The following is a 24168-nucleotide window of genomic DNA, read 5'->3' as shown; positions in this document are numbered from 1 at the left end:
ATCATGCTGCATAAATGGGAGCAAAGCCCCTGGGCTCACAAGCGCCCTCGCTCGATAAAACGACAGGGTACCGGCTCAGCCATGAGCAGTGATCGAGCAACTGGGTCAAGCCTCGGTAGCCTTCTCTGTCGCCTCCACCAAGCTTTTCAGGAACCTGATCGCCTTCTCCAACTCGTCCTTCCGAATGAGATGAGCGGCAGGTACTCCAGCGGCCGGGGCCTTCGAGCGATGTACCGCCTCGCCCCGTTTCTTGATCAGCGCATCGAGTTCCTGGCGGGCACGCGCGCTGTCGTAGTTGTTCCACTGCCAAGATGCCGCCACATCAATGCCCAGGAAGTCCGAGAACAACTTGCAGGTCTTCTCAGCGCTGGGATTGTGGAACTGCTTGAGTACCGCTTGCAGATGCCGCAGAACGAATCGATTCTGGAAACTGTCATTGCCTTCGCCCAGCCTCTGCAGCACGGCTTCCTGCACCCGATCTTCCACATAGGTCTCCCATGCCGTGCAAGCCATGATGAGCCCCGCGCGCTTCAGTACCTCCGCATTCGGCGGTGGCGGAAGAACGTTGATGGCATTAAAGTGATCGAGCAATTCCATCGCATCCTTGATGGAACTGTCGAACGTCTCTCTGGCTGTTGGCATGTGGAACTCTCGTAGGCGGCAGTGAAATCAGGGCGAGACGCCCTCTCCGAGCTTTGGCACGCCGCTCGAAACCACCTCAAGCTTTTCAAGCGCGATAACACGGCCTCGCTGCATCTGGGCGTCGAAGATGGCGATATGCGACGGGGAACTGTCGAGTACAAAGCCTGTGGAGATGACTCCCCCCTCTCTCTTCAGTTCGACACAAGGAATTTTCGACGTCTGGCAGCCCTTCCTGTATTCCGAAGCCTCGCTCTGGGCCGCGGCCTTGCCAGCAGTTTCCCCGAGGGCGGCGGGAACCGCCATGAAGCCTGTCAGCAGGAAAAGCGCGCAGGGAACTACGCTCACGAACAATCCCGTAAGCAGCATCTGCCGGATGAGGCGTCGTCGCCATTCAGGCTGTCGCAACAGCCACGCTGGCGCTTTGCCTGACGCGCCACTCGCGGGCGACAGCAAAATGAAGACATATACGCCCAGGATGACGGCGGCAGTGGCCAACCAATGAATGTTGCCCAACATGGCAATCAGGATGGCGACGAATCGGTCGACCACCCCGTAGTACCCATTGATCAAGATCCAGTCTGTCGTTTTCGGAAACAGGCCGGCATCGATGCCCCAATACCCGAGATATTGCCGATGCCTGACGTCACCAATGAGGTGAAGGGTGACCGTGCCTGCTGCAACGAGAGCGGTGAACAAACTGAGTGCCGTCGGCCAATTCAAGGCGAGCGAACTCTTGGGCTGAATGATCTCTTCCGTTTGTGACATATGGATACTTTAGCCGCAGCGTCCGCACCCTTTGGGTAGCGCACAGATCGGAAACGCACTCGGTCGGAAGCTTCGAGGGACGTGCGGGGCAAAGGCCCCGACCCGACGCCGGACGCCCCCTTTGCTAGTCGTTTCCCAGCGTCACGGAAACGTGAGAAAATACGTCTATTCCATTTTTCTAAAAAATAAACCCATTGAAAATCAACGAGTTACAAGCATGCTGGACGAAATGAACGAAGTTCAGTCAGACTTAGCCCAGTTGATCCGGCTCGCACTCGCAGAGCAGACGGAGGACGTGCGGCTGTTCGTCGCCCGGCTCGTGCGCAAGTATCGCAACTCCGATCCGGAGCTGGCTGAGCAGATGGACCTGTACCTGCGCGCGAAGGCTCCCCGCGCGAGCGCTCCCATGCGCAAGGTCGCGCCACCCGCCGCTCCAGCACAGTCCCTGCCTGTCGATGACGAATCTAGGCTGTCTCTGCTGAAGGTTTTCAAGGACGCGCCCGATCGAGAGCAACCACTGCTGTCGCTCGACCTGGAAGAAACCTTAAGCCAACTGATCCAGGAGCGCCGCCAGACGAAGCGCTTGGTATCGATGGGCCTGACCCCCACGCGCTCAGCCATCTTTGTCGGTCCTCCGGGGGTCGGCAAGACGCTGACGGCACGTTGGCTGGCGTCTCAACTGGGCATGCCGCTGTACGTGCTCGATCTGACCGCCGTCATGAGCAGCCTGCTCGGGCGCAGCGGGAACAACCTGCGAGCCGCACTCGATTTCGCCAAACGCAGCCCCTGCGTGCTGCTGCTCGATGAAATCGATGCCATCGCCAAGCGGCGAAGCGACGATACCGACATCGGCGAGCTAAAGCGCCTGGTCACCGTTATCCTGCAGGAGGTCGACGAGTGGCCTGGCACTGGGTTGCTACTGGCGGCCACCAATCACGCGGAACTGATCGACCCGGCGCTGTGGCGGCGCTTCGACCTGGTGGTCAACTTCAAGGCGCCGGAAATGCCGGCCGTCAAACAGGCGATCAAGCGTTTTCTGGGGCCGGACTATGCCTTGTTCGGCCGCTGGATCGACATCCTCACCTTCGTCTTCAACGGCGAGTCGTTCAGCGATATCGAACGGGACCTCCAGCGTTTCCGGCGCGCCATTGCATTGGGCACGGCCTCGGATGCCGACTTGATCGAAGAGCTTGTCAAGTCGCGCGCGCTCGTCCTGGAGCGTCAAGGCCGCATCGATCTGGCGGTGCTGCTGGCCAAGCAGACCCGCCTGTCGCAGCACACCATCTCCGAGATCACTGGCGTGAGCCGCGACACCATCCGCAAATACACCAGCGAGCAACCGGCCGCGGCCAAGAAAACCTCGAAAGGAAAGCCTGACGCATGAGCCAAACCAATTTTCTGATCGGGCGCGGCGAACTGCTGACTCATGACATCAAGGGGCCCAAGCGCATGCCGGGCAAGGCCGAGGTGTACTCCTTCGCGCAAGCTGTGCAGCGGCTGACGCCCCAGTTCTCGGCGACCGCCACTGCGCTCGACGCCCTGCCTTCGCACGCCTGCCCCAGTGACTTTGGGGTTGCCCGACTGACGATGAACCCTAGCTACATCGCCCGGTCGTTCTTCCCCACGGCGATGCTGCGCACCGTCGGCCTGGAGTCGGTCGGCAGTCGCACTGTGAAAGTGACACCCGGCGGATGGACCAAGAAGGGCGTGCCGCAGGAATCCACGACGACAGAATTGTTCGTTGCCGGCAAGCGCCAGGCGTTTCGCCACCTTAACGAATGGGCTCACCAGATCGAAGAAGGGGCCGATGAAGCGCTGGACCTCGCGCACATCGAGCAGTTCTCCGCATTCACGCCCCGTGAACGCATTGCGGACTACGGCAGCGCCAAGGATCGCTTCTTCGAGGTCGGCATCCATCTGCTGCCGGATGAAAGCCGCCTGTTCGTTCAGCAGGCCTTCGTGAAGTACGCCAAGGAAGTAAGCGTCAAGGTTCACAGCGAACTTGGCTTCACCGCAGGCAACCTGTGGTTCGTGCCCGTCGAAGGCAAGCATGACCACATCGAACGGCTTGCCGAATTCGTGTTCGTGCGCGTCATCCGTCCAGTGCCCAAGCTGCGCGGCATGCGGCCCGTGCACCGCACGGGCGAGGTGTCGGTCGGCTGCAGCCTGCCGACCGAGCAGCCGCTGTCGTCGGAGCCCAAGGTCGCCATCCTCGATGGCGGCTTGCCCAAACAACACGCGATCGGCCCGTGGCTGCGCTCGTACCGCGTTCTTGATGAAAACGCGCAGGACGATCCGGCGGGCCTTGAGCATGGCCTGGCCGTGAGTTCCGCGTTCCTGTTCGGCCCCATCCAGCCGAATGGCACTGCCGCCCGCCCTTTCGCCTACGTCGATCACTTGCGCGTGCTGGACAAGGATGCCGAGACGGAAGATCCGCTGGAGTTGTACCGGACCTTGGGTTTCGTCGAGCAGGTCCTGCTCTCCCGGCAGTACCAGTTCATCAACCTCAGTCTGGGCCCGGACCTGCCGATCGAGGATACCGACGTGCACGCCTGGACGTCGGTCATCGATGACCTGCTGAGCGACGGCGACACTTTGATGACGGTCGCCATCGGCAACAACGGCCAGATGGACCGCGCATCCGGAAACGCCCGTGTGCAGGTACCTTCGGACTGTGTCAATGCGCTGGCTGTCGGTGCCACCAACGACACCGAGGCGAATTGGGCGCGCGCGCCATACAGCGCAGTCGGCCCCGGCCGCAGTCCGGGTGTCGTCAAGCCGGACCTCATGGCGTTCGGCGGCAATGCGGGCAACTATTTCCATGTGATTGCGCCTGGCAAGAAGGCCGCGTTATCGCCGCAACTGGGCACCAGCTTTGCCTCTCCGTATCTGCTGCGCAGCGCGGTTGGCATTCGCGCCATCCTTGGGGCGGAGTTGTCGCCGCTTGCGATCAAGGCGCTGCTGGTCCACGCCGCGGACACAGCGACGCACGACAAGCTCGAGGTGGGCTGGGGGAAGGTGCCTGAAGACTTGACGAGCATCATCACCTGTCCGGAAGGCGTGGCGCGCGTGGTCTACCAAGGAGAGCTGAAGCCAGGCAAATATCTGCGCGCCTCGCTGCCGCTGCCTGTCGGCGGCCTGAAGGGCAGCATCCGCCTCAAAGCAACCTTCTGCTATGCCTCGCCAACGGATCCGCAGGATGCCGCTGCGTACACGCGCGCGGGCCTGGAGGTTGTATTCCGCCCTAGCGACGAGAAGATCAAGGATGGCAAGGCCAACGCCGACACCAAGAGCTTCTTCGACATGAAGAAATACGCGACCGAAGAAGAACGACGCTCCGACATGGGCAAATGGGAGACAGTCTTGCACAGTGCGAAGAACATGCGTGGCAGCACCCTCAAGAACCCGGTCTTCGACATCCACTACAACGCGCGCGAAGCCGGCCACAGCGCCACCGGCGCCGAAAAGATCCGCTACGCGCTGATCATCACCGTCGAAGCGCCGAAGCACGCAGATCTCTACAACGAGATCCTGCGGGCGTATGCAAAGACGCTGGTGCCGATCCAGCCGCAGGTATCGCTGCCGATCCGGATTCGGTGAAACATGCGCTGATCGGTCAAACCAAAATAGTGGAGGCGAGAGATGCCGGTAGCACTTACACGCAAGAAAAAGGACGGCACGCTCTACCAGCGGCCAGCTGCCGTCGAAGCTTGGATCGAAACGCTCGAGCCAGTGGAGGCGGATGCTCGACTCATGCGGTTCGATGGAGTGGCGAGGGCGCGACCTGAGTACGTGCCAACAGAAGTGTTGCTTTATTTTCTTCGGCGAGCGTGGGCCGAAGGGGAACGCAAAGAGTTCGAGAAGATTTTTAAGATTCTTCTAAAGCGCGTCGACCATTCACTGCGTTCGACGATCTGGAACTCTGACATCGGCAGCGCGGCCGATGTCCGGGACGAAATCGTTAGCCGCTTTGTCGTCTTGATCACCAGAGATTGCACGTCAAAAGCAGGCTTGCTGGATTTCTACGAAATCCATTTCAACCAAGCGATGGTGGCGCTTCGAACGTCCGTGCTGCGCAAGTTCAAGGCGATAGCCGGTGACGTTACAACGGTTCCGCTGGGGTCTCAGGAGCCTGATGGCTCCGAAGTTTCGCCCGAGGTTGAAGTGGCCTTGGAGGCCTTCTTGAACGGCGATCCGCAAAAAATTGACGATCCCGCTTTCCGGTTAGTGCTGTTCGCCGCGATTGACCGTCTACCCCCGGATCAAAAGCAGGTCATCGGCCTCCTCTTGCAGGGCATTCCAATCGATTCCAAGGAAGAAGATGTCATGACAATTGCACGCATTCTGCAGTGCGACGAAAGGACGGTTCGCAACCGGCGTGATCGTGCCTGCAAAGCTCTCAAGGCCGTTCTTGAAAAGGAGGCTGAACTATGAGCACCGAACATTCCCGACTCGACGAAGAAGAAGTTCTCCTTGCGTTCTCCGTTGAGCCCAAGCATGACCGCGCAACGCTGGAGCGCTACCTGAGCCAGTATCCCGAACATGCGCAGGCACTTGTGGACTGCTCGATTGAGCTGATGATGATGGATGCCTCACGTGCCGGCGATGATGTGCAGGTTTCGTCTGATCAGGTCGTCGAGCACGCTTGGCAACAGTTTCAAGCTGCGATGGAACCTGCACAAAGCACGGCTATTGCCAACCCCTTTGCGCAATTGAATCCCACCGCGTTCAAAGCAACCGCCAAGAGGCTGGACGTCAGCAATCTGTTCTTGATCCGCTTGCGCGAACGAGCGATTGACGCCGCTACCATTCCCGGGCGCTTCGTTCAACGGCTAGCGGCCGAACTCGACGCGACCGCCGATGCGGTGTCGGCCTATCTGTGTAGCCCGGCCGCCATGGTGTCCAGCCAAAGCTTCCGTTCGAACGTGAAGCCCGAAGTGGCCGCCCAGATATCGTTCGAACAGGCGCTCGAGACGTCCCAGCTGACGCCAGCCCAGAAGGCGACCCTTCAGGGATTGCGAGACTAGCCATGAACGCAACCGAGGCCGCGCGGCGCGAAGCGGAACGCATCCACCAAGCGGCCGTCGAGGACGGTGCCGATCCATGGAGCCTGCTCGAATTCGTGAGCCGCGAAGCGGCCCGACGAGATCTCGATGTGTACGCGTTAGCACGGGGTGATTCAGCGCTGAAAGGCGGGCGCGCAGTGCTCGACCGCCAAGCCGGGTGCATCCTCTATGAAGACATTGGATCAGCGTTCGATCGCGCCTTCCTGATAGCGCACGAACTTGGACATTTCGTCTTGGAAGGTGGCGCTGAAGACGTCGTGACAGAGGAAGTCGAACCGGACCGCTCGGCCGAGGATGCACCGGTCGGTGTAGAGCGTGTGCTCGACTACGGCGCCAGGGAACGCCGGGAGGTCCGCATGGATCTTTTTGCACGCGAACTCCTCCTGCCGCGCCCGGTAGCGCGGCGTCATCACATCGACGGCGGCTGCTCTTCCTTCGATATCGCCACACGCCTTGGAGCGCCCTTGCAAGTGGTTCAGCAGCAGCTTCTGGATGCACTGCTCATGCCGAACGATCCGCCCGTCGTCGCGGAGCCTACCGCAGGTGTCCCTGTACTGACCCCCGACCCTACCCAGACTACAGCGGCCAACCATCGCGACACGGCATTCCAGTTGCAGGCCGGGCCGGGAACGGGCAAGACGCGAACGCTGGTGCAGCGCATCGAGAGCCTTCTGACCGAAGGCGTGGACCCTCTATCCATTCTTGTTCTCACGTTCTCCAACAAGGCGGCGAACGAGTTGAGCGAGCGGCTCGCCGCACGGAACCCGCAAGCTGCCGCGGCCATGTGGATCGGCACCTTTCACGCATTCGGCTTGGATGTCATCCATCGTTTTCACGACAAGCTCGAGCTTCCACCGAACCCTCGTCTCATCGATCGATCCGAAAGCATTGAACTGCTGGAAGACGAACTGCCGCGGCTAGCGCTACGGCACTACCGGAACTTGTGGGATCCGGCGCTCGATCTTAGTGACATGCTCAGTGCGATTTCGCGCGCCAAGGACGAAGTGGTCGATGCTGCCGGCTATAGAGCATTGGCGCAATCCATGGCGCAGAAATCCGGCACCGACGCGGAGGCGATGAAGAGCGCCGAGAAGTGCCTGGAAGTTGCGTTGGTCTACGAGACATACGAACGCCTGATGACCGAGAAGCAACTGATCGACTTTGGCGATCTTGTTGCTCAACCTGTGCGCCTAGTCGAAACCGATGCCGAAGTGAGAGATGCGCTGCGCGCACGGCACAAACATGTGCTCGTGGACGAGTACCAGGATGTCAACCGCTCTTCCGTACGCCTTCTCAAAGCCCTTGTAGGTGACGGACGGGACCTCTGGGTCGTCGGCGATGCACGGCAATCCATCTACCGTTTTCGCGGCGCATCGGCCACCAACATGGCCCAGTTCACGTTGGATTTCCCCGGAGCGCAGGTCGCCCAACTGGGAGTCAACTATCGGTCTGGGCAAGAAGTCATTGACGTCTTTACCGCCTTCTCCGCGAAGATGAAGGCATCCAGCGGGTCGTTGCCATTGCACCTGAAGTCCAGCCGTGGTGCCACGGGTACCAAACCGGAGTTCAGAGTTGCGGGCTCAACGGAGGACGAGATTTCGGCGGTGGCTGCCGCGATCAAGCACCAGCAGGAAACCGGAACCGCATTTCGCGAACAGGCGCTGCTCTGCGCATCCAACGCCCGCCTGAGCGAGATCGCCGAAGGCCTTGAAGCCAGAGGCATTCCGGTACTGCACCTCGGAAGTCTGTTCGAGCGACCGGAGATCAAGGATCTCCTCGCCATGCTCTCGATGTTAGGCGACCCCTACGCCGTAGGACTGGTCCGCGTCGCCACGATGCCAACATACCAACTGCCGTTGCATGATGTCGCACAGATCGCCGAGCGGTTGCGCGAAAGCAAGGTGGCGGCTCTCGAGTGGCGCCTCACCAAGAACTGGCCCGCGGAACTCGTCGAAACGAGCAAGGCGTCCTTGGCCCGTGTGGCCATGCTTTTTGAGGGGATGAGCGCCACCGGCAATCCTTGGAGCATTTTATCCACCTGGGTTATCGATCGCCTCGGACTCGCCAAGACCCTGTACCAGGCAGGTGACGCGAGAAGTAGGATGAGGGGCCTGGCACTGTGGCAGTTCCTCAACTTCTGCCGTCAACAACCCTCCGGCGCCGGCGCACCCTGCGTGCGCCTTCTAGATCGAATTCGCCGACTCGTCCTTCTTTCGGAAGACCGCGGATTGCGCCATTTGCCAGGGGCGGCCGACGGTATCGATGCAGTCCGCCTGATGACCATTCACGCCAGCAAGGGACTCGAGTTTCACACCGTCCATATTCCCGGGATGGTGACCTCGGGCTTGCCGCGCAACAACATGGCACCGCGCTGTGCGCCACCCGACGGCCTCATTCACGGCTCCGACGGAATCACTGGATTGACCGCGGTGAAGGCGGGGCACGACGAAGAAGAGGAATGCCTGTTCTTCGTGGCCCTGTCCCGCGCCCGTGATCGGCTGTTCCTCTATGCGTCGTCAGTTCAGTCGGATGGCAGAGGACGCAACCCTTCCAAGTTCATGGCCTCCATCCATCACCACCTGATCCAACCGCCAACTCCGCCGCATCGACCTGCCGGGTCGCGGCCGAGGCCAGCCTTGCAGATTGCTTGGGAGCAGAAACCGGCCTGGACCGACAGCCAGGTGAGCCTGTTCGAACGATGTCCACGCCGGTTTCTCTACACCCACGTCATGAAACTCGGAGGCCGCCGTACTGAGACGGCCTTCATGAAGATGCACAACGTTGTTGGAGATGTGTTCGATTGGCTGAAGACCGCACATGCGTTAACGATGCCGAGCGAAGCCGAACTCGGCGCTCGCTTCGATCAAGCATGGCAAGCCAAGGGGTCGGTCGAGCATGGCTATGCGGAAGACTACCGGCGGATCGCGCGGCGGCTGGTGGACTGCATCATCGAGACCCGTAGCCGTGGCGTACCGGCCCCTGCCCCCCCGATCTCGCTTGGATGGGCAGAAGGTGAGATTCTCGTCAGACCCGACAGCGTCGCCCGGGGCGAGGAGGGGCATATCGTCGTTCGGCGCGTCAAAACCGGCAAACCGCGATCCAACGCCTTCGATGATATCGAGTACACACTGCTCCATCTTGCGACCGCGCAGGCCTATGGTGGATCGGCCCAGGTCGAGGTCACCTACTTGACCAGCGAGACGACGCAGCCGATGGAGATCTCCGAGCGCAAGCTCAAGACGCGCAGCGAGAAGGTCCAAGAATTCGTCAGGCGCGTCCGCAGTGGCGATTTTCCTATAAAGGAAGAAGCGCGCACTTGCCCCCGGTGCCCCAGCTTCTTCATCTGCGGCGATCTTCCAGTCGGCGCGATCACCATAAAAAAAGCTTGAGCGAGCTTTCCGGTTCGGAAATCGGCTGCGATTGACCTAGTGGAGGCCAAGAAAACTGCAATCCCGCAGAAGGCCGACAGAAAGTCAATCAAATGCAAACGCAAAATCCTGGCGATGACAGCTGTATCCCCCTCGAAGATGTGGGCGCCGCCATCCGCGAAGGCCGCAGTCTTCGCCTGGCACACCTCTATCGCATCGTGGTGGCCGATGAACAGCTCAACGAGCGCAACCTGGATCTGAGCGATCCCGTCCCTACCGGCCGCCAGATCCTCCAAGCTGCCGGAGTCCGTCCGGTGGCTGAATTCAGCATCTACGCGATCCTGCCGTCGGGCGAATTCGAAGATCTGCGTCTCGACGAGACTTACGACCTGCGCGCGCGCGGCACGGAGCGCTTCGTCATCTTCCAGACGGATCGCGCGTTCAAGTTCACGATCGACGATCGCCAAATGGAATGGGGCAAGCCCTCCATCAGCGGCAAGATCTTGAAGGCGCTGGCTGGCGTCCCTCCCGACACCTATGACGTCTACCTCGAAGTGCGTGGCGGCGGCCAGGATGTGCTCATCCGTGACGCCGATTTGATCGACCTCAGCAAGCCGGGTATCGAGCGCTTCATCACGCTGATCCGCGACACGACGGAGGGGCTAGCGGCCTTGCCAGAAGCCGATCAGCGCTATCTGGACAGCCACGGCTTCGCCGTTGAGGTGGTCGGTGACGGCACGCACACGGGTGTTGTGCTGAAGCAGATGCAACTGCCGGAGGGCAAGTTCAACCACCCGGTCGCCGACGTGTTGGTGATCCTGCCGCCCGGCTATCCCGACGTGGCGCCGGACATGTTCTTCTGCGACCCCTGGCTGACGCTGGCATCCGCTGGCCGCTACCCCACGTGCGCGGACCAGCCACACGCCTTCATGGGCCGCAACTGGCAGCGTTGGTCTCGCCACAACAACAGCTGGCGCCCGGGGGTCGATGGCCTGCACACGATGATCAAGCGCATCGAGCACGCACTGGTGGAGGCCAAGTGATGCCGGCCGCAGCGCTGGACATCATCTTGCTGGAATCCCATGAAGCGGCGCTGCGCGCGCTGCTTCACCGGGAGAACGGCGCGGAGGCCGCGGCCTACGTGCTGTTCGGCAAGGCCGAGATCGCGGCGGACCCCTGGTCCAACCAGCCGCGCATTCGCCTGATCTCGCATGAGGTGGTGCCAATCACGTCCGACGAGATGGTGTCGTCCTCCGCAGTGCACGTGACGTGGTCTACACAGGGATTCATGCGACTGCTGGGTCTGGCGCAGCACCGCAACCTTGTTCCTGGGCTCGTTCACACGCATCCTGGCGCGAGCGCGTTCTTCTCCGACCAGGACGACCGCAACGAAGCGGAACTGGCGCGCACCACTTTCAACAAGGGGGCGCACGGGCTTGCCAGCTTGGTCTTCGGCCGGAACGACGCCATCGCGGGGCGCCTGTGGACCTCGGCCAAGGCATCCACGCAAGCGTCGTCCATCTCTATCGTCGGAAGCAAGATCAATATCTGGCGCGCGGACTCCGAGCGCGAAGATGCGAAGTTTCTGGCTCGACAGGCAGCACTGTTTGGCAAAGATTTCAATCCCATCGTGCGGGCGCTGCGCGTCGGAGTGATCGGATGCGGTGGCACGGGCAGTGCCGTGGTTTCGCTGCTGACTCGGCTGGGTGTCGGGCACCTCGCGTTGATGGACAACGATACGATCGACACGACCAACCTGAATCGTGTCCACGGATCGCGCGCCGCCGACGTGCCTGCGAAGCTGGCCAAAGTGGACATCCTCGCGCGCGAAATCGAGGCTTGCGGCCTGGGCAACAAGGTTGTAACCCGGCGTGCATGGGTAGGGGACCCCTCACTGCGTGACGTGCTGCGGTCTTGCGATGTGCTTTTCGGCTGTACCGATGACAACCAAGGTCGGCTGACCTTGAACCGGCTTGCCCACTACTACGGCATTCCGCTGATCGACGTGGGGTTGCGAATGCGGTCGGCCAAGAGCGGGGTGGACTACGACATGACGGGTCGCATCACGACAATCAGGCCCGGCAATCCTTGCCTGATGTGCCTCGGCGTCGTCAATGCCCAGCGTGCCGCGGCCGAAGGACTGCAGCGCATTGATCCCGCGGAGTTCGAACGCCGCAAGGCGGAAGCGTATGTGGAGGGCGGTGGCGACCCGGCCCCGGCAGTGGTCACGTTCACTACCAGCATTGCCTGCGCCGCAGTAGATGAGCTGATCCAGGGTTTGACAGGTTTCCGCGGCCAAGGCGGCATGACGCACAACCGCATTCGCCGATTCGACCGTGTGGAGGATCGCTCGATGACGTGCCGGCCGGTTCCGACATGCCCCGTTTGCGCAACCGAAGTCACCTGGGGCCGCGGTGACGTGAATCCCTTTCTTGGCGTGATCGGGTGACCTTATGAAACGCTTCGTCGCGTTGATGCTGCGCCGCCTCGGGCTTCTGGACTTCAACTTTCTCGTGAAACGAGTCGATCGACACCCGGGAAAGACCGAGGTTCCTGCCGGTGAACTGTGGTTGGTGGTGGACGGCGGCGTCAAGAAATGGGCGTGCTTGAGTTGCCCAGGCGGATGCGGTGTGCAGATATCGCTTTCGCTGAATCCCGAACGTCGTCCACGTTGGGAAGTTGGGCATGATTTCTGGAGGCGCCCAACGGTTTCCCCCTCGGTCCATCAGCAGAAAATGTGCCGATGCCATTTTTGGATCCGAAAGGGGCTGATCGAATGGTGCAAGACTTGAACACGTGGAAGGTTGAAATCCAACCGGAGATGGCGCGGAACCGGGCCGTCGATTCCACTACCGTACCTTTGAAGTGGGCGCACGACGCGCAAACCGGTGAGCCGCGTTACATCCATGATCCCGAAGTCGCGCAAGCTGGGTGCACGTGCATCTGCCCTGCGTGCAAACTATCGCTGATTCCCGTGATGGCGGGCCAGCCACTGCGAACACGTCCCACGGCGCATTTCCGTCATCCGGCGGGCGCGCAGAAGGATGACTGCTCTCTGGTTGCGGCACGCCTGGCCGCCACGCGACACCTGCTGGAGATAGGCTTCATCGATCTTCCGCGGCGGAGAATGTCGGCGACTGCCGAGGGTTTCAGCGGCCAAGGCTACGAGGTCTGGGTTGAAGCGCCGGCCGCACGCGTTGCCGTTATCGGCGCGTCACTACATGACCACGCGACGGCGCTGCTGACGCTTGACGATGGACGAGAGTTGCTGGTCGACCTGACAGGTCTTCGCCAAGCCGACAGCGATGGCCGCGGACACGCCATCGTCACGTTGTCGCTTTCCGATCCAACCATCGCGATGCTCGGACCCGAGGAGATTCGCGCCCGGCTGCGCATCCTTCCGGACATCCGCTGGTGCGCCCATTGGAACGATCAAGAACTGAGCGCAGAGGCCGATGCAGCCGCCACTCAGGCGGCACGGGATGCGCTGGACGGCTGGCAAGAGTCCGATGAAGCGGATTTTCGCTCGCACCTCCCGCCCGACACGGATGCTACAACCATGCAACGCTGGCGCCGCGAAACGCTGCTCCACCGCCAGGTCAAGGCCATCCTTGAGCAAGCCTCGTCTATTGCGACGCCCGGCCTCGAAGTCGAGGTCATCCGCGATCCCCCTGAGGAGTTCGGTGGCGACTGGGAAGAAGAAAGGATTCGCAAGCTTTGGATGACGGCCTCTCGCAACCTGGCGTTGGATGAGGTACGACTGGAACGGCGCCTGGGCAGCATCGTGCCTGATGTGATCGGCACGCTCGGCGGACGCCAGACTCATACCCACGGCGGCACCATGACAATGGTCAGTGGAGACTTCGAGGAGGATGTTGAAGACACCTACAGCCCACTTTGGCCGCTTACCTTATTGGTCGAGGTGACAGTGACTCACGGCATCGACGCAGAAAAGCTACGCCGCATCCGTGAGCTCGATCTACCGACACTCGAGATCAACATAGGCTCACTCGGAGGACAGGTCACCTTGGACGGGTTGCGCACCCTGGTCGTCGACAAGACGATCGGCAAGCGCTGGGTTCACCATCCCGTCTGGCGCATCAAGCGAAAGATTCTGGAAGCGGAGATGGCCCGGCACCCGGTCACTCTTCGGTATCAAAAGCGCCTGATCGAAATCCGGCGCCCTCTCTACCTCGCGACATCTGCATCGAAATGGGCAGGTACCTACCTCTCGGCGGCGATCGCGTTTTACGACGCGAACACTGGCATCAAGAAAGCCCGACGAGCGCATGGAGACAGCACGCCGAAGCCCACGCTCCTCGGGCCAGACAGCGAACCTTGGGCGCAAATCATGGCGGCTGCAGAAGCGTTGGCCGCGCATGGCTTGCCAGGCGCCGCAGATGCGGAGATGGTGGACGAAGCCGGCGTCATCCCACGCCTCCTTTCAATCCAACAGAACCGCGGCATCGGCTACGCCGTCGACACCGGGTTTCAGGTTCTCAATGCCATCATGCAGAGTGGAACCGATACCCGTCAGTGGCATACGCTCTACCCCATGGCGGTGAAGGCCTTTGGCCTGGAAGCGCGATTTACGCAGAAGCAAGCCGATCTCTATGCCGCGTGGCGCCAAACCATCATCGACAAAGTGGCAGCGGACGACGAAAGCTATCTTCGGCCCGCGCGGTATGACCCAGTCTTAAGCATGCTGTTTCCGGAAATGGCACCTCGCATCGCTACCGGCTATGGCCGCGCTACGGCCTCGAACATGGCCACAAGCTCCCCGTCGAGTGCATAGGTATGGTTGCTGAGACCCACAAGTCTGTCGTCCCAGACTTCAAGCGCTAAGAGCAACATTTCGCGCGCGAGTGCCCGATCGATGCGGTCGTGCGGACACAAGAATTGCCCATCGACATTTTCAGCGTAAAGGGAAGACTCACGCAGGGCCACCAGCCCGCCCGACTCCGACATATCCAGCAATTCGCGGACGCGTGCTTCGCCAATGGCCGCCGGCAGCCTCGTTCCAATAGCGATCACTTCTTGGAGCGCAATCGCATGCTTCAGTTTGTGGCTGTAGAGGTGGTCGTCGCTACGGCGCTTCGCGGGCACGGTTAGACCAGGCTGCCTGAATGCAGCAATCTCAAGCTTCGCTATCTCCTCGATTGCCGTGATGGACAAAAAGACTGCTGTAGGAAACGAGCCTGCCGTGAACAAGGTATACGCATCGCGAAGCAGCGCGCAGACATGATCGCACCCGCGATCAAACTGTGTTGAGGTGTCAGAGCCGGAAAAGAGCACGGCACCGGTTTCCGTCGCCGCCACGGCGAGCCTGATCTTTCGGTGAGCTGCGTCGTCGTCTGGATTCATGGACGGTAAGTTACAGGAACCCCATACCTCTTGAACAGTGACTCGAAGAACGTCTTGACCAGCCCCCCTGCCGAGTCGCTAAGCAACTCGTGAGCGCCAAACCGGAAGATCTGATAGCCCGCCAGTTTCAATTCGCGATCGGCGGCCACCATTTGCGCGTACCGAACAACATCGGCCCGACCTGCGTCGTCAGCATAGTGGTGCTTGCCATCCACCTCGATGACGACGCGGACCCCTTGGGGCAGCAGCAACAGAAAGTCCATTCTGAACCGCAGCAGCGCGTCACGGCCGCGCTCTTTGACCGTACGCGGGTCCCAGTGCAGCCACACTTCGGGCAGCAGTGCAGGCAGATCAGGGACCGCACTTCCGAAGCTGCCATAGAACGAGCTAAAGAGGACGGATTGCGGTGGAGAGTTGGACGGCAGGCTATCGCGTAACCGCCTGTAGAGGCTCTTCTTTGCTGCCGCGGCATCAGCAATCTTCGCCGTGTCGCGCCACCACGATTGCAAATCGCTCCAAAGGAGACCATCCATGCCGATGGGACGGTCATAGACCAGCACCTTGTCGGCATTGGTGACGATCTCGATGTCGTTGTTCACCGCATCGCGAAACCTAAGATCAGGTTTGATCGATGAAGCAAAGATCAGGTTCTTCGGGCGCCCGGCCGCCGCGGTGTGTGTGGCAACCAGGCTGAAGACGGGATAGCCACCATCCGTATCGCATTCTCTGAGCTCGGCAGCGCATTTGCGCAGCGCCGTGTTGACGGTCGCCACGAAGTGGCGCTGCGCCGCTTCGTCGGGGCGGATATCGGACGATGCGAGACCTTCGAGAAAGCGTACGAAGCGCCCAGTGGAAGCCGTGTACGCACCCAGCTTATCGAAGAGAGATTCGGTGGACCAATCGCCCCGGTTTCTGTGCACGTGTTGCTGGATTTCTTGCCGAAGGTTCGTCCTGCTATTGCCGAACATACCGGCCCACGGATCAGTATCCAAGATCCAGAGCTGATCAAGCAGTGCGTCAAACTGCCGGGCATCCCCAAAGAGATCTTCGATATCCACAGCCTGCGCCACTTCGCGACGGAACCGTTTGGGGATTTCAGGGCATGCGGAGTCGGCCCAAAGGATGTCCTGGATGACGTTGCGCGTCGCAGCAGAAGGGGGATGCCGCTTCAGGAAACGTTGCGCGGTGTTGGGCAGATCCGCGTCGGCGAGCGCATTGAAGCTCGCGATCATGCGCTCTCGTTTCGAGCCCTCGGAGTCGGGATGCGGTAAGCCCAACCCTTCGCAGAGGGACGGAAGCTCTGCGTGCGTACCTGCATCCTTGAGCGCTTCGACAAGTGGCGCAAGCATATGGCGAAGAAGAGCGAGATCCATGCTCAACCCAGTTCCGGCACGACTGATTTCTCGGTGCGTTCAGCTTGGTGGCGGCACATGAGCGACATCTTCGTCATCTCGCTGAGTTTCATCATTTCCCCCCACAAACACAGGCCCACTGCAGTTTGCGTGCGCCGATAGGCTACCCACGGCGGTGAGGCTAGCGTTGCTCCCAAGTTCAAGTGTTCCCACAGGTGTTCCCACGGCCCGAACAAAGAAAAACGGGTTGCAGCATTTCTGCTGCAACCCGTTGATTTTATTGGCGGAGTGGACGGGACTCGAACCCGCGACCCCCGGCGTGACAGGCCGGTATTCTAACCAACTGAACTACCACTCCTGGTAGACAACGTTCGTTCCTTGCGGAACCGAGTGTTGACGACTCGTGCCGACTTCACCGAAGTGAAACTGGCGACCCTACGGGGATTCGAACCCCGGTAGCCACCGTGAAAGGGTGGTGTCCTAGGCCTCTAGACGATAGGGTCAAAACCTTGGACGTGCTGCGATCAGCATCTCTAACCTACTCGACACTTTGATGGTGGAGGTAAACGGGATCGAACCGATGACCTCTTGCATGCCATGCAAGCGCTCTCCCAGCTGAGCTATACCCCCGTGTGGGTGTCGAGCCTCGAATTATAGCCCGATTTTTCAGGCCTTTTTCAATCGCTCGATAACTTTTTCACGGGAAAAAATTTCGAGCACTGAATCGAGGGACGGTGTCTGCGATGTTCCCATCACAAGCACTCGTACTGGCATCGCTAACACGGGCATTTTCAGCGCGTGTGTCGCGAGGACTTCCTTGATCATAACTGCGATTTCGGCCCTCTCCCAGGCGACCGTCATCAATTTTTCAACGAGTGTTGCGATCGCGGGCTTCACTGCATCGGTGATGTGCTGCGCGCGGTCCGCATCGCTCACTTCGATGTCCGAATAGAACGCCGCAGCCCAACCCGCGAGCGCCACCGTGGTGTCGCAACGGTCCTTGAAGAGCGCGCAGATCGCAGGCAGACGCTCGTCGGCGACGATGCCGCGCTTTTGCAACTGCGCTGCAACAAGCGGTGCAAGCTCGTCACCGCTCTTGGCCTTGATGTACTGCGCATTCACCCACGCGAGCTTGGCCGCGTCCCACTGCGCGGGGCTCTTCGACAGGTGCGATCCGTCGAACCAGCTCACCATCTGCTCGCGCGTGAAGAGCTCGTCGTCGCCGTGGCTCCAGCCCAGGCGCGCGAGGTAGTTGAGCATGGCTTCGGGCAGGTAGCCGTTGTCCTCGTACGCGGTGACGCTCACGGCACCGCGGCGCTTCGAGAGCTTCTGCCCGTCGTCGCCGAGGATCACGGGCACGTGGCCGAACTGCGGCAGCGATGCGCCAAGCGCGCGGAAGATGTTGATCTGCCACGGCGTGTTGTTGATGTGCTCGTCGCCACGGAACACGTGCGTGATGACCATGTCCCAGTCGTCGACCACCACCGCGAAGTTGTAGGTCGGCACACCATCAGGACGCAGGATGATCAGGTCGTCGATCTCGCGGTTGTTGATGGTGATCTCGCCCTTGACGAGGTCGTTCCACGTCACATCGCCTTCGGGCGGATTGCAAAAGCGCACCACGGGCGGCACGCCTTCCGGCACGGGCGGCAACACCTTGCCCGGCGCCGGGCGCCAGCGGCGGTCGTACAGCGTCTTCTCGCCGCGCGCGCGCTGGGCTTCGCGCATCTCGTCGAGCTCGGCCGGCGTGCAGTAGCAGTGGTAGGCGGTGCCGGCCGCGAGCATCTGCGCGATGACTTCGCGGTAGCGCTCGAGGCGCTGCATCTGGTAGATCGGGCCTTCGTCGTAATCGAGGCCGAGCCAGTGCATCGACGCGAGGATCTGGTCGGTCGAGTCCTGCGTGGAGCGGGCCACGTCGGTGTCCTCGATGCGCAGCACGAACTCGCCGCCGTGGTGGCGCGCGTAGGCCCACGAATAGAGTGCGGTGCGCGCCGTGCCCAGGTGCAGGAAGCCGGTGGGAGACGGTGCGATGCGGGTGCGAACTTTGCCGGTCATGAAATGAAAAATCAGGAAGTCAGGGTGCTCAGGCCGCGCGAAAGATCGGCCGTGATGTCGTCGATGTATTCGAGGCCGACCGCGAGGCGAATCAACCCCTGGCTGATGCCCGCGGCCTGGCGCTGCACTTCGGTCAGGCGGCCGTGCGAGGTCGTGCCGGGGTGCGTGATGATGGTCTTGGTGTCGCCCAGGTTGGTGGCGATGCTCACGACGCGCGTGCTGTTGATCACGTGGAAGGCGTTGGCACGCGCGGCGTCGGGCGTGTCGCCGACCACGTCGAACGACACCACGGCCCCGCCCTGCCCCGACTGCTGGCGCATCGCGAGTTCGTGCTGTCCATGCGAGGCAAGACCGGGGTAGTACACGCGCGCAATGCCGGGCTGCTGCTCGAGCCACTGCGCCACGGCCAGCGCATTCGCGCATTGCGCCTTCATGCGAATGCCGAGCGTTTCCATGCCCTTGAGCACGACCCACGCATTGAATGGCGACAGCGCCATGCCGGCGGTGCGCACCACGGGGCCGAAGACATCGACGATGAGCTTCGACGGACCGCAGATCGCGCCAGCCATCACACGGCCCTGGCCGTCGAGGTACTTGGTGCCCGAATGGATGATGAGGTCAGCGCCCAGCTCAGCCGGCCGCTGCAGGATCGGCGTGCAGAAGCAGTTGTCGACCGCGAGCAGCGCGCCCACGCCGTGGGCCAGGTCGGCCAATGCCTGGATGTCGCAGACTTCCGTCAGCGGGTTGGTCGGCGTTTCTGCGAAGAGCAGCTTGGTGTTGGGCTTGAGCGCCGCGCGCCATTCGGCCACGTCGGTCTGCGAGACGAAGGTGGTCTCGACGCCGAACTTGGCGAACTCCTTGCCGAACAGGTTCAGCGTGGAGCCGAACACCGAGCGCGAGCAGATCACGTGGTCACCGGCCTTGAGCAGGCCCATGCACATCATGAGGATCGCGCCCATGCCGGTCGAGGCGCCGATGGCGGCCTCGGTGCCTTCGAGCGCGGCCAGGCGCTGCTCGAAGCTGGCGACCGTCGGGTTCGAGGTGCGCGAGTAGGTGAAGCCGGCCTCGGTGCCGGCGAAGCGGCGGGCCGAGGTTTCGGCGTCGGGCTGCACGAAGCCGCTCGTGAGGAACAGGGCCTCCGAGTGCTCGCCGTGCTGGCTGGGCGCCAGGCCGGTGCGCAGCGCGAGGGTGTCGCGGTGCAGGCCGGGTGGCAAGGTGCGTTCGTCTTGGCTCACGTCGGCCCTCTCTTCTTTCTCTTACTCGCTGGGGTTCGGCAGGGCGAGGCGCGAAGCGTCTTCTTCGTTTTCCTCGATGCGCGGACGGTTGCCGTTCATGCGCGAGATGGCGGCGGTGTCGATGTCGCCGGTCACGTACACGCCGTCGAAGCACGAGGCGTCGAAACCGGCGAGCTTCGGATTGAGCGAGCCGATGGCGCGCTTCATGGCGTCGACGTCCTGGTAGATCAGCGCGTCGCAGCCGATGAGTTCGCGGATTTCCTCGACGGTGCGGTCGTGCGCCACGAGTTCGTCCTTGGTCGGCATGTCGATGCCGTAGACGTTGGGGTAGCGCACCGGCGGCGCGGCGCTGGCCAGGTAGACCTTGCGCGCGCCGGCGTCGCGCGCCATCTGCACGATCTCGCGGCTGGTGGTGCCGCGCACGATGGAGTCGTCGACCAGCAGCACGTTGCGGCCCTTGAATTCGCTGCCGATCACGTTGAGCTTCTGGCGCACCGACTTCTTGCGAACGCCCTGCCCCGGCATGATGAAGGTGCGGCCCACGTAGCGGTTCTTCACGAAGCCTTCGCGGTACGGAATGCCCAGGAGGTGCGCGAGCTGCGTGGCGCTCGGGCGGCTCGATTCGGGAATCGGAATGATCACGTCGATCTGGTTCGGCGGCACGGTGGAGACCACGCGCTTGGCCAGCGTTTCGCCCAGGTTCAGGCGTGCCTGATACACCGAGATGCCGTCGAGCACCGAGTCGGGACGTGCGAGGTACACGAACTCGAAGATGCACGGGTTGAGCGAGGCGCCCTCGGCGCATTGCATCGAGTGCACGTTGCCCTCGAGATCGATGAACACGGCTTCGCCCGGCTCGATGTTGCGTTCGAACACGTGGCCCGAGCCTTCGAGCGCGACCGATTCGCTGGCCACCATGACGGTGCCGTCGGCACTGCGGCCCATGCACAGCGGACGGATGCCGTAGGGGTCGCGGAAGGCCAGCAGGCCGTGGCCGGCGATCAGCGAGACCACGGCGTAGGAGCCGCGCAGGCGCTTGTAGACGTTCTTGACGGCGGCGAACACCTCGGCCGGGTGCAGCGGCACGCCGCGCGAAGAGCGCTCGACTTCGTGGGCCAGCACGTTGAGCAGCACTTCGGAGTCGCTCTCGGTGTTGGTGTGGCGGTGGTCGGTGGAGAACAGTTCCGCGCGCAGGGCGTGCGCGTTGGTCAGGTTGCCGTTGTGCACCAGCACGATGCCGAAGGGCGCGTTCACGTAGAAGGGCTGCGCCTCTTCTTCGCTGTAGGCGTTGCCCGCGGTCGGGTAGCGCACCTGGCCCAGGCCCACGTTGCCCGGCAGCGCGCGCATGTTGCGGGTGCGGAACACGTCGCGCACCATGCCCTTGGCCTTGTGCATGAAGAACTTGCGTTCCAGCAAGGTCACGATGCCGGCCGCGTCCTGGCCGCGGTGCTGCAGCAGCAGCAGCGCGTCATAGAGCAGCTGATTGACGGGTGCGTTGCTGACAACGCCGACGATTCCACACATGAACGATTCCTCTCAGGGCAGGTAGCTTGCCAACTTTTCAGGCAGCGAGGGTTTGAGGCCCTGCAATGCCGCATCGAGAACAATGGCGCTGCGCGATTCGTGCCACCAGGCACTGTCGCTCAACGCCAGCAAATGAACAACGACCGCCAGCACGAGCAGGGCCACCGCCCCCCGTGCCGCGCCGAACGCTGCTCCCAAAATCCGGTCCACCGGCCGCAGGCCGACCGCGGCGATCAGCTTGCGCGTGAGAGCTGCCGCCAGCCCCACGCCGAACGCCACCGCCACGAACACCAGCACGAAGGCCAGCGGGTAGCGCCAAGTGGCCTGCGGGTCGCCGAACGGCAGCCAGGCCGCCACGTCGGAGGCCACCCACTGGGCCACGATGAAGGCGGCCACCCATCCGATCAGCGAAATCACTTCGAACACCAGGCCGCGCACCAGCCCGAACAGCATCGACAGCACGATGAGCGCGATGGCGATCCAGTCGAGCAGGGCCACGGCAATGAACTACAGGCAGCAGGCGACGGCGGTGCTTACAACGTGAGGATGGCTGCGGCCAAAGACAAGCCCTTGACCCGGTCCGCGGCCTTCTCGGCCTCGGCACGCGAGGCGAACGGCCCGACGCGCACACGCGTGCGTTCGCCGTCGGTCGTCTTGGCGACGTGTACGTAGGTCTTGAGGCCGGCGCGTTCGAGCTTCTGGCGCACTTCGCGCGCCTTGTCGGCATCGGCAAAGGCACCGACCTGCACGACGAAGCGGCCGTTGTCGTCGGCGGCCGGCTTGGGCGCGGCGGCGGGCGGCTTGCCTTCGAGCAGCGCGCGGGCGCGGGCGCCGTCGTCGGCGTTCGCGGCGGGCTTGGCGGGTTCCGGCTTCGGCTTGGCCTCGGGCTTCGGTTCGGGCTTCTTCGGCTCCGGCTTGGGCTCCGGTTTGGGTTCGGGCTTCGGCTCGGGTTTGGGTTCCGGCTTGGGTTCGGGCTTCCTCGGCTCCACGGCGGGCTTGGGCGTCGCCGGGGTGGCGGGCACAGTCGTGCCGGGCTCGATCACGGTGCCGTCGGCGGTCTCGGTGATCATGCCGCCGGCCGACGAGGCTGCCGCCACGCGGGAGCTGCCATCGGACGACGACGACGGCGCGCTGCTCGTCGCGGGTGCCGGCGTGGCGGGCACGGGCAGCGGCTTGGCCTTGTTGCGGTCGGGAATCTCGATCGGAATGTCGACCGGCACGGGGCGCGGCTGGGTGTCGAACAGCAGCGGGAAGCCGATCACGCCGACCAGCACCAACACCGCCGCGCCGAGCAGCCGATGGCGCGCACGCCGGCGCATGGATTCGACACTTTCCGCCGGCACCGCCGCGGGGGCGCTGCGTCCTTCGTTGCCTTGTGGGCCGCGCGCGCGGAACTTGAAAAACGCCATGAAGTTCGATCCCTGGAGGAGTGCAGCGAGGTGGTGCCCGATGGTGCCGGATGGGTGTGGACAGCCCGACGATCAGCCGCCTGGCAGCAGGTGTTTGGCTTGCAGCCGGGGGGTGCCGTTTTCGAGGACGCCACCCACGGTGAAGAACGATCCGAAGACCACGATTCTATCAGTGGCACCTGCCTGCTCGATGGCCGCGCGCAGGGCGTCCATCGGGCTCGCGTGCACGCTGCCCGAGGCGTCTTTGCGCGTGTTCTGGGCCTGCCACGCGGCCAGCAGATCGGCGGCCTTGGCGGCGCGCGGCGTGGGCAGGTCGGTGAAGTACCAGCGATCGATCAGCGGCCCGATGCGCGCCAGGATGGGCGCGAGGTCCTTGTCGGCCATGACCCCGAACACGCCGTGCGTGGTGGGCGAAAAACCCATCGCGTCGAGGTTCTCGGCCAGCGCCGCGACGGCGTGGGCGTTGTGCGCCACGTCGAGCACCAGCGTGGGCTCGCCCGGCACGATCTGGAAGCGGCCCGGCAGCTCGACCATCGCGAGCCCGTTGCGCACCGCCTGCGCCGTGACCGGCAGCTGCGGGCGCAGCGCCTCGAGCGCCGCGAGCACGCCCGCCGCGTTGAGCAACTGGTTGGCGCCGCGCAGCGCCGGGTACGCCAGGCCGCTGTAGCGCCGCCCCCGGCCCGACCAGCCCCACTGCTGCTTGTCGCCCGAGACGTTGAAGTCGTGCCCGAAGCGCCACAGGTCGGCGCCGATGGCGTTGGCGTGGTCGATGACGCTTTGCGGCGGCACCGGATCGCTCACGATGGCGGGCTTGCCGGCGCGCAGGATGCCGGCCTTCTCGAAGCCGATGCTTTCGCGGTCGGGGCCGAGATATTCCATGTGGTCCAGGTCGATGCTGGTGATGACCGCGCAGTCGGCGTCGATGATGTTCACCGCGTCGAGCCGGCCGCCCAGGCCGACCTCGAGGATCGCCACGTCGGGCTTCTCCTGGATCATGCAATGCAGGATGCCGAGCGTGGTGAACTCGAAGTAGGTCAGGGCCATGTCGCCGCGGGCCTTTTCCACCACCTCGAAGCTTGCTATCAGTTTGGAAGCATCGACCGCTTCGCCCTTGAGCCGCAGCCGCTCCTCGAAGCGCACCAGGTGCGGCGAGGTGAACACGGCCGTGCGGTAGCCCGCGTGCGTGAGGATCGATTCGAGCATGGCGCAGGTCGAACCCTTGCCGTTGGTGCCCGCCACCGTGATGACGGGGCAGTCGAAACGCAGGCCCAGACGCTGCGCCATTTCTTTGGCGCGATCGAGCCCGAGTTCGATCTTGTCGGGATGAAGGTGCTCGGCGCGCGCGAGCCAGTCGTTCAGGGTTTCCATGGAGGCCGGCATTGTCGCCG

19 protein-coding genes and 3 tRNA genes are annotated in these 24168 nt (G+C 62.6%); 9 read left to right on the top strand and 13 right to left on the bottom strand.

Features of this window, described 5'->3' with window-relative positions; all coding sequences use genetic code 11:
- Window positions 1–105: 105 nt before the first annotated feature.
- Window positions 106–642 carry a HEPN domain-containing protein gene (locus VHAB30_RS03155; RefSeq protein WP_159275773.1) on the bottom strand — a complete coding sequence of 179 codons (537 nt, stop codon included), beginning with the start codon at window positions 640–642 and terminating at the stop codon, window positions 106–108.
- A 27-nt stretch (window positions 643–669) separates the two neighbouring features.
- Window positions 670–1407 (bottom strand): hypothetical protein, encoded by a 738-nt coding sequence (locus tag VHAB30_RS03150; RefSeq protein WP_159275772.1) that lies wholly within the window; start codon window positions 1405–1407, stop codon window positions 670–672.
- A 217-nt stretch (window positions 1408–1624) separates the two neighbouring features.
- On the opposite strand from VHAB30_RS03150, the gene VHAB30_RS03145 reads away from it, so the two are divergent.
- The 9 genes from VHAB30_RS03145 (at window position 1625) to VHAB30_RS03105 (ending at window position 14636) form a co-directional block, all read left to right on the top strand.
- A complete protein-coding gene (locus VHAB30_RS03145) occupies window positions 1625–2791 on the top strand; it encodes an AAA family ATPase (protein ID WP_159275771.1) in 1167 nt (388 codons plus the stop codon).
- On the top strand, window positions 2788–5007 hold the full coding sequence (locus tag VHAB30_RS03140; RefSeq protein ID WP_159275770.1) for a S8 family peptidase: 2220 nt from the start codon (window positions 2788–2790) through the stop codon (window positions 5005–5007). Before VHAB30_RS03145 ends, VHAB30_RS03140 begins: the two co-directional genes overlap by 4 nt.
- Window positions 5008–5049: 42 nt before the next feature.
- Window positions 5050–5841 carry an RNA polymerase sigma factor gene (locus VHAB30_RS03135; protein ID WP_159275769.1) on the top strand — a complete coding sequence of 264 codons (792 nt, stop codon included), beginning with the start codon at window positions 5050–5052 and terminating at the stop codon, window positions 5839–5841.
- Complete coding sequence (locus tag VHAB30_RS03130; RefSeq protein ID WP_159275768.1) at window positions 5838–6434, top strand: hypothetical protein; 597 nt, start codon at window positions 5838–5840, stop codon at window positions 6432–6434. The genes VHAB30_RS03135 and VHAB30_RS03130 overlap by 4 nt, the downstream gene beginning before the upstream one ends.
- Window positions 6435–6436: 2 nt before the next feature.
- Window positions 6437–9862: an ATP-dependent helicase gene (locus tag VHAB30_RS03125; RefSeq protein WP_159275767.1), complete on the top strand. Its 3426-nt coding sequence runs from the start codon at window positions 6437–6439 to the stop codon at window positions 9860–9862.
- Between the two features lie 92 nt (window positions 9863–9954).
- Window positions 9955–10884, top strand: coding sequence for a multiubiquitin domain-containing protein (locus VHAB30_RS03120; RefSeq protein ID WP_159275766.1), 930 nt, complete (start codon window positions 9955–9957; stop codon window positions 10882–10884).
- Complete coding sequence (locus VHAB30_RS03115) at window positions 10884–12290, top strand: ThiF family adenylyltransferase (protein ID WP_159275765.1); 1407 nt, start codon at window positions 10884–10886, stop codon at window positions 12288–12290. The genes VHAB30_RS03120 and VHAB30_RS03115 overlap by 1 nt, the downstream gene beginning before the upstream one ends.
- A 4-nt stretch (window positions 12291–12294) precedes the next feature.
- Window positions 12295–12633, top strand: coding sequence for a DUF6527 family protein (locus VHAB30_RS03110; RefSeq protein ID WP_174250202.1), 339 nt, complete (start codon window positions 12295–12297; stop codon window positions 12631–12633).
- Window positions 12630–14636, top strand: a complete 2007-nt coding sequence (locus tag VHAB30_RS03105) for a hypothetical protein (RefSeq protein ID WP_159275764.1) — start codon at window positions 12630–12632, stop codon at window positions 14634–14636. The genes VHAB30_RS03110 and VHAB30_RS03105 overlap by 4 nt, the downstream gene beginning before the upstream one ends.
- Here the strand turns inward: VHAB30_RS03105 and VHAB30_RS03100 are convergent.
- The 11 genes from VHAB30_RS03100 to folC all read right to left on the bottom strand — a co-directional run bounded on the left by VHAB30_RS03100 (window position 14582) and on the right by folC (window position 24160).
- A complete protein-coding gene (locus VHAB30_RS03100; RefSeq protein ID WP_159275763.1) occupies window positions 14582–15205 on the bottom strand; it encodes an AbiV family abortive infection protein in 624 nt (207 codons plus the stop codon). The two genes, VHAB30_RS03105 and VHAB30_RS03100, sit on opposite strands and share 55 nt — an antisense overlap.
- Window positions 15202–16578 (bottom strand): AbiJ-related protein, encoded by a 1377-nt coding sequence (locus VHAB30_RS03095; RefSeq protein WP_159275762.1) that lies wholly within the window; start codon window positions 16576–16578, stop codon window positions 15202–15204. Before VHAB30_RS03095 ends, VHAB30_RS03100 begins: the two co-directional genes overlap by 4 nt.
- Window positions 16579–16838: 260 nt before the next feature.
- A tRNA-Asp gene (locus tag VHAB30_RS03090) sits at window positions 16839–16915 on the bottom strand.
- A 69-nt stretch (window positions 16916–16984) separates the two neighbouring features.
- Window positions 16985–17060: transfer RNA gene (locus tag VHAB30_RS03085), tRNA-Glu, on the bottom strand.
- A gap of 51 nt (window positions 17061–17111) precedes the next feature.
- A tRNA-Ala gene (locus VHAB30_RS03080) sits at window positions 17112–17187 on the bottom strand.
- Between the two features lie 36 nt (window positions 17188–17223).
- Window positions 17224–18612 (bottom strand): glutamate--tRNA ligase, encoded by a 1389-nt coding sequence (gltX, locus tag VHAB30_RS03075; RefSeq protein ID WP_159275761.1) that lies wholly within the window; start codon window positions 18610–18612, stop codon window positions 17224–17226.
- A gap of 11 nt (window positions 18613–18623) precedes the next feature.
- Window positions 18624–19847 (bottom strand): O-succinylhomoserine sulfhydrylase, encoded by a 1224-nt coding sequence (locus VHAB30_RS03070; protein WP_070062416.1) that lies wholly within the window; start codon window positions 19845–19847, stop codon window positions 18624–18626.
- A 21-nt stretch (window positions 19848–19868) separates the two neighbouring features.
- Window positions 19869–21371 carry an amidophosphoribosyltransferase gene (gene purF / locus VHAB30_RS03065; RefSeq protein WP_070062415.1) on the bottom strand — a complete coding sequence of 501 codons (1503 nt, stop codon included), beginning with the start codon at window positions 21369–21371 and terminating at the stop codon, window positions 19869–19871.
- 12 nt (window positions 21372–21383) lie between these two features.
- Window positions 21384–21869 (bottom strand): CvpA family protein, encoded by a 486-nt coding sequence (locus VHAB30_RS03060; protein ID WP_070062414.1) that lies wholly within the window; start codon window positions 21867–21869, stop codon window positions 21384–21386.
- 35 nt (window positions 21870–21904) lie between these two features.
- The gene (locus VHAB30_RS03055) at window positions 21905–22780 is read right to left on the bottom strand and encodes an SPOR domain-containing protein (RefSeq protein WP_159275760.1); all 876 of its coding nucleotides are present in this window, start codon (window positions 22778–22780) and stop codon (window positions 21905–21907) included.
- A 72-nt stretch (window positions 22781–22852) separates the two neighbouring features.
- Window positions 22853–24160: a bifunctional tetrahydrofolate synthase/dihydrofolate synthase gene (gene folC / locus VHAB30_RS03050; RefSeq protein ID WP_159275759.1), complete on the bottom strand. Its 1308-nt coding sequence runs from the start codon at window positions 24158–24160 to the stop codon at window positions 22853–22855.
- Window positions 24161–24168 lie beyond the last annotated feature (8 nt).

The sequence above is a fragment of the Variovorax boronicumulans genome (assembly GCF_009811375.1).
GTDB lineage: Bacteria > Pseudomonadota > Gammaproteobacteria > Burkholderiales > Burkholderiaceae_C > Variovorax > Variovorax boronicumulans.
This window is presented reverse-complemented; position numbering and strand designations above follow the sequence as displayed.

Excerpts from the sequence above, each read along its gene's own strand:
- VHAB30_RS03155 (WP_159275773.1), bottom strand. The coding sequence starts at position 642 with ATGCCAACAGCCAGAGAGACGTTCGACAGTTCCATCAAGGATGCGATG.
- VHAB30_RS03150 (WP_159275772.1), bottom strand. The coding sequence starts at position 1,407 with ATGTCACAAACGGAAGAGATCATTCAGCCCAAGAGTTCGCTCGCCTTG.
- VHAB30_RS03145 (WP_159275771.1), top strand. The coding sequence starts at position 1,625 with ATGCTGGACGAAATGAACGAAGTTCAGTCAGACTTAGCCCAGTTGATC.
- VHAB30_RS03140 (WP_159275770.1), top strand. The coding sequence starts at position 2,788 with ATGAGCCAAACCAATTTTCTGATCGGGCGCGGCGAACTGCTGACTCAT.
- VHAB30_RS03135 (WP_159275769.1), top strand. The coding sequence starts at position 5,050 with ATGCCGGTAGCACTTACACGCAAGAAAAAGGACGGCACGCTCTACCAG.
- VHAB30_RS03130 (WP_159275768.1), top strand. The coding sequence starts at position 5,838 with ATGAGCACCGAACATTCCCGACTCGACGAAGAAGAAGTTCTCCTTGCG.
- VHAB30_RS03125 (WP_159275767.1), top strand. The coding sequence starts at position 6,437 with ATGAACGCAACCGAGGCCGCGCGGCGCGAAGCGGAACGCATCCACCAA.
- VHAB30_RS03120 (WP_159275766.1), top strand. The coding sequence starts at position 9,955 with ATGCAAACGCAAAATCCTGGCGATGACAGCTGTATCCCCCTCGAAGAT.
- VHAB30_RS03115 (WP_159275765.1), top strand. The coding sequence starts at position 10,884 with ATGCCGGCCGCAGCGCTGGACATCATCTTGCTGGAATCCCATGAAGCG.
- VHAB30_RS03110 (WP_174250202.1), top strand. The coding sequence starts at position 12,295 with ATGAAACGCTTCGTCGCGTTGATGCTGCGCCGCCTCGGGCTTCTGGAC.
- VHAB30_RS03100 (WP_159275763.1), bottom strand. The coding sequence starts at position 15,205 with ATGAATCCAGACGACGACGCAGCTCACCGAAAGATCAGGCTCGCCGTG.
- VHAB30_RS03095 (WP_159275762.1), bottom strand. The coding sequence starts at position 16,578 with ATGGATCTCGCTCTTCTTCGCCATATGCTTGCGCCACTTGTCGAAGCG.
- gltX (WP_159275761.1), bottom strand. The coding sequence starts at position 18,612 with ATGACCGGCAAAGTTCGCACCCGCATCGCACCGTCTCCCACCGGCTTC.
- purF (WP_070062415.1), bottom strand. The coding sequence starts at position 21,371 with ATGTGTGGAATCGTCGGCGTTGTCAGCAACGCACCCGTCAATCAGCTG.
- VHAB30_RS03055 (WP_159275760.1), bottom strand. The coding sequence starts at position 22,780 with ATGGCGTTTTTCAAGTTCCGCGCGCGCGGCCCACAAGGCAACGAAGGA.
- folC (WP_159275759.1), bottom strand. The coding sequence starts at position 24,160 with ATGCCGGCCTCCATGGAAACCCTGAACGACTGGCTCGCGCGCGCCGAG.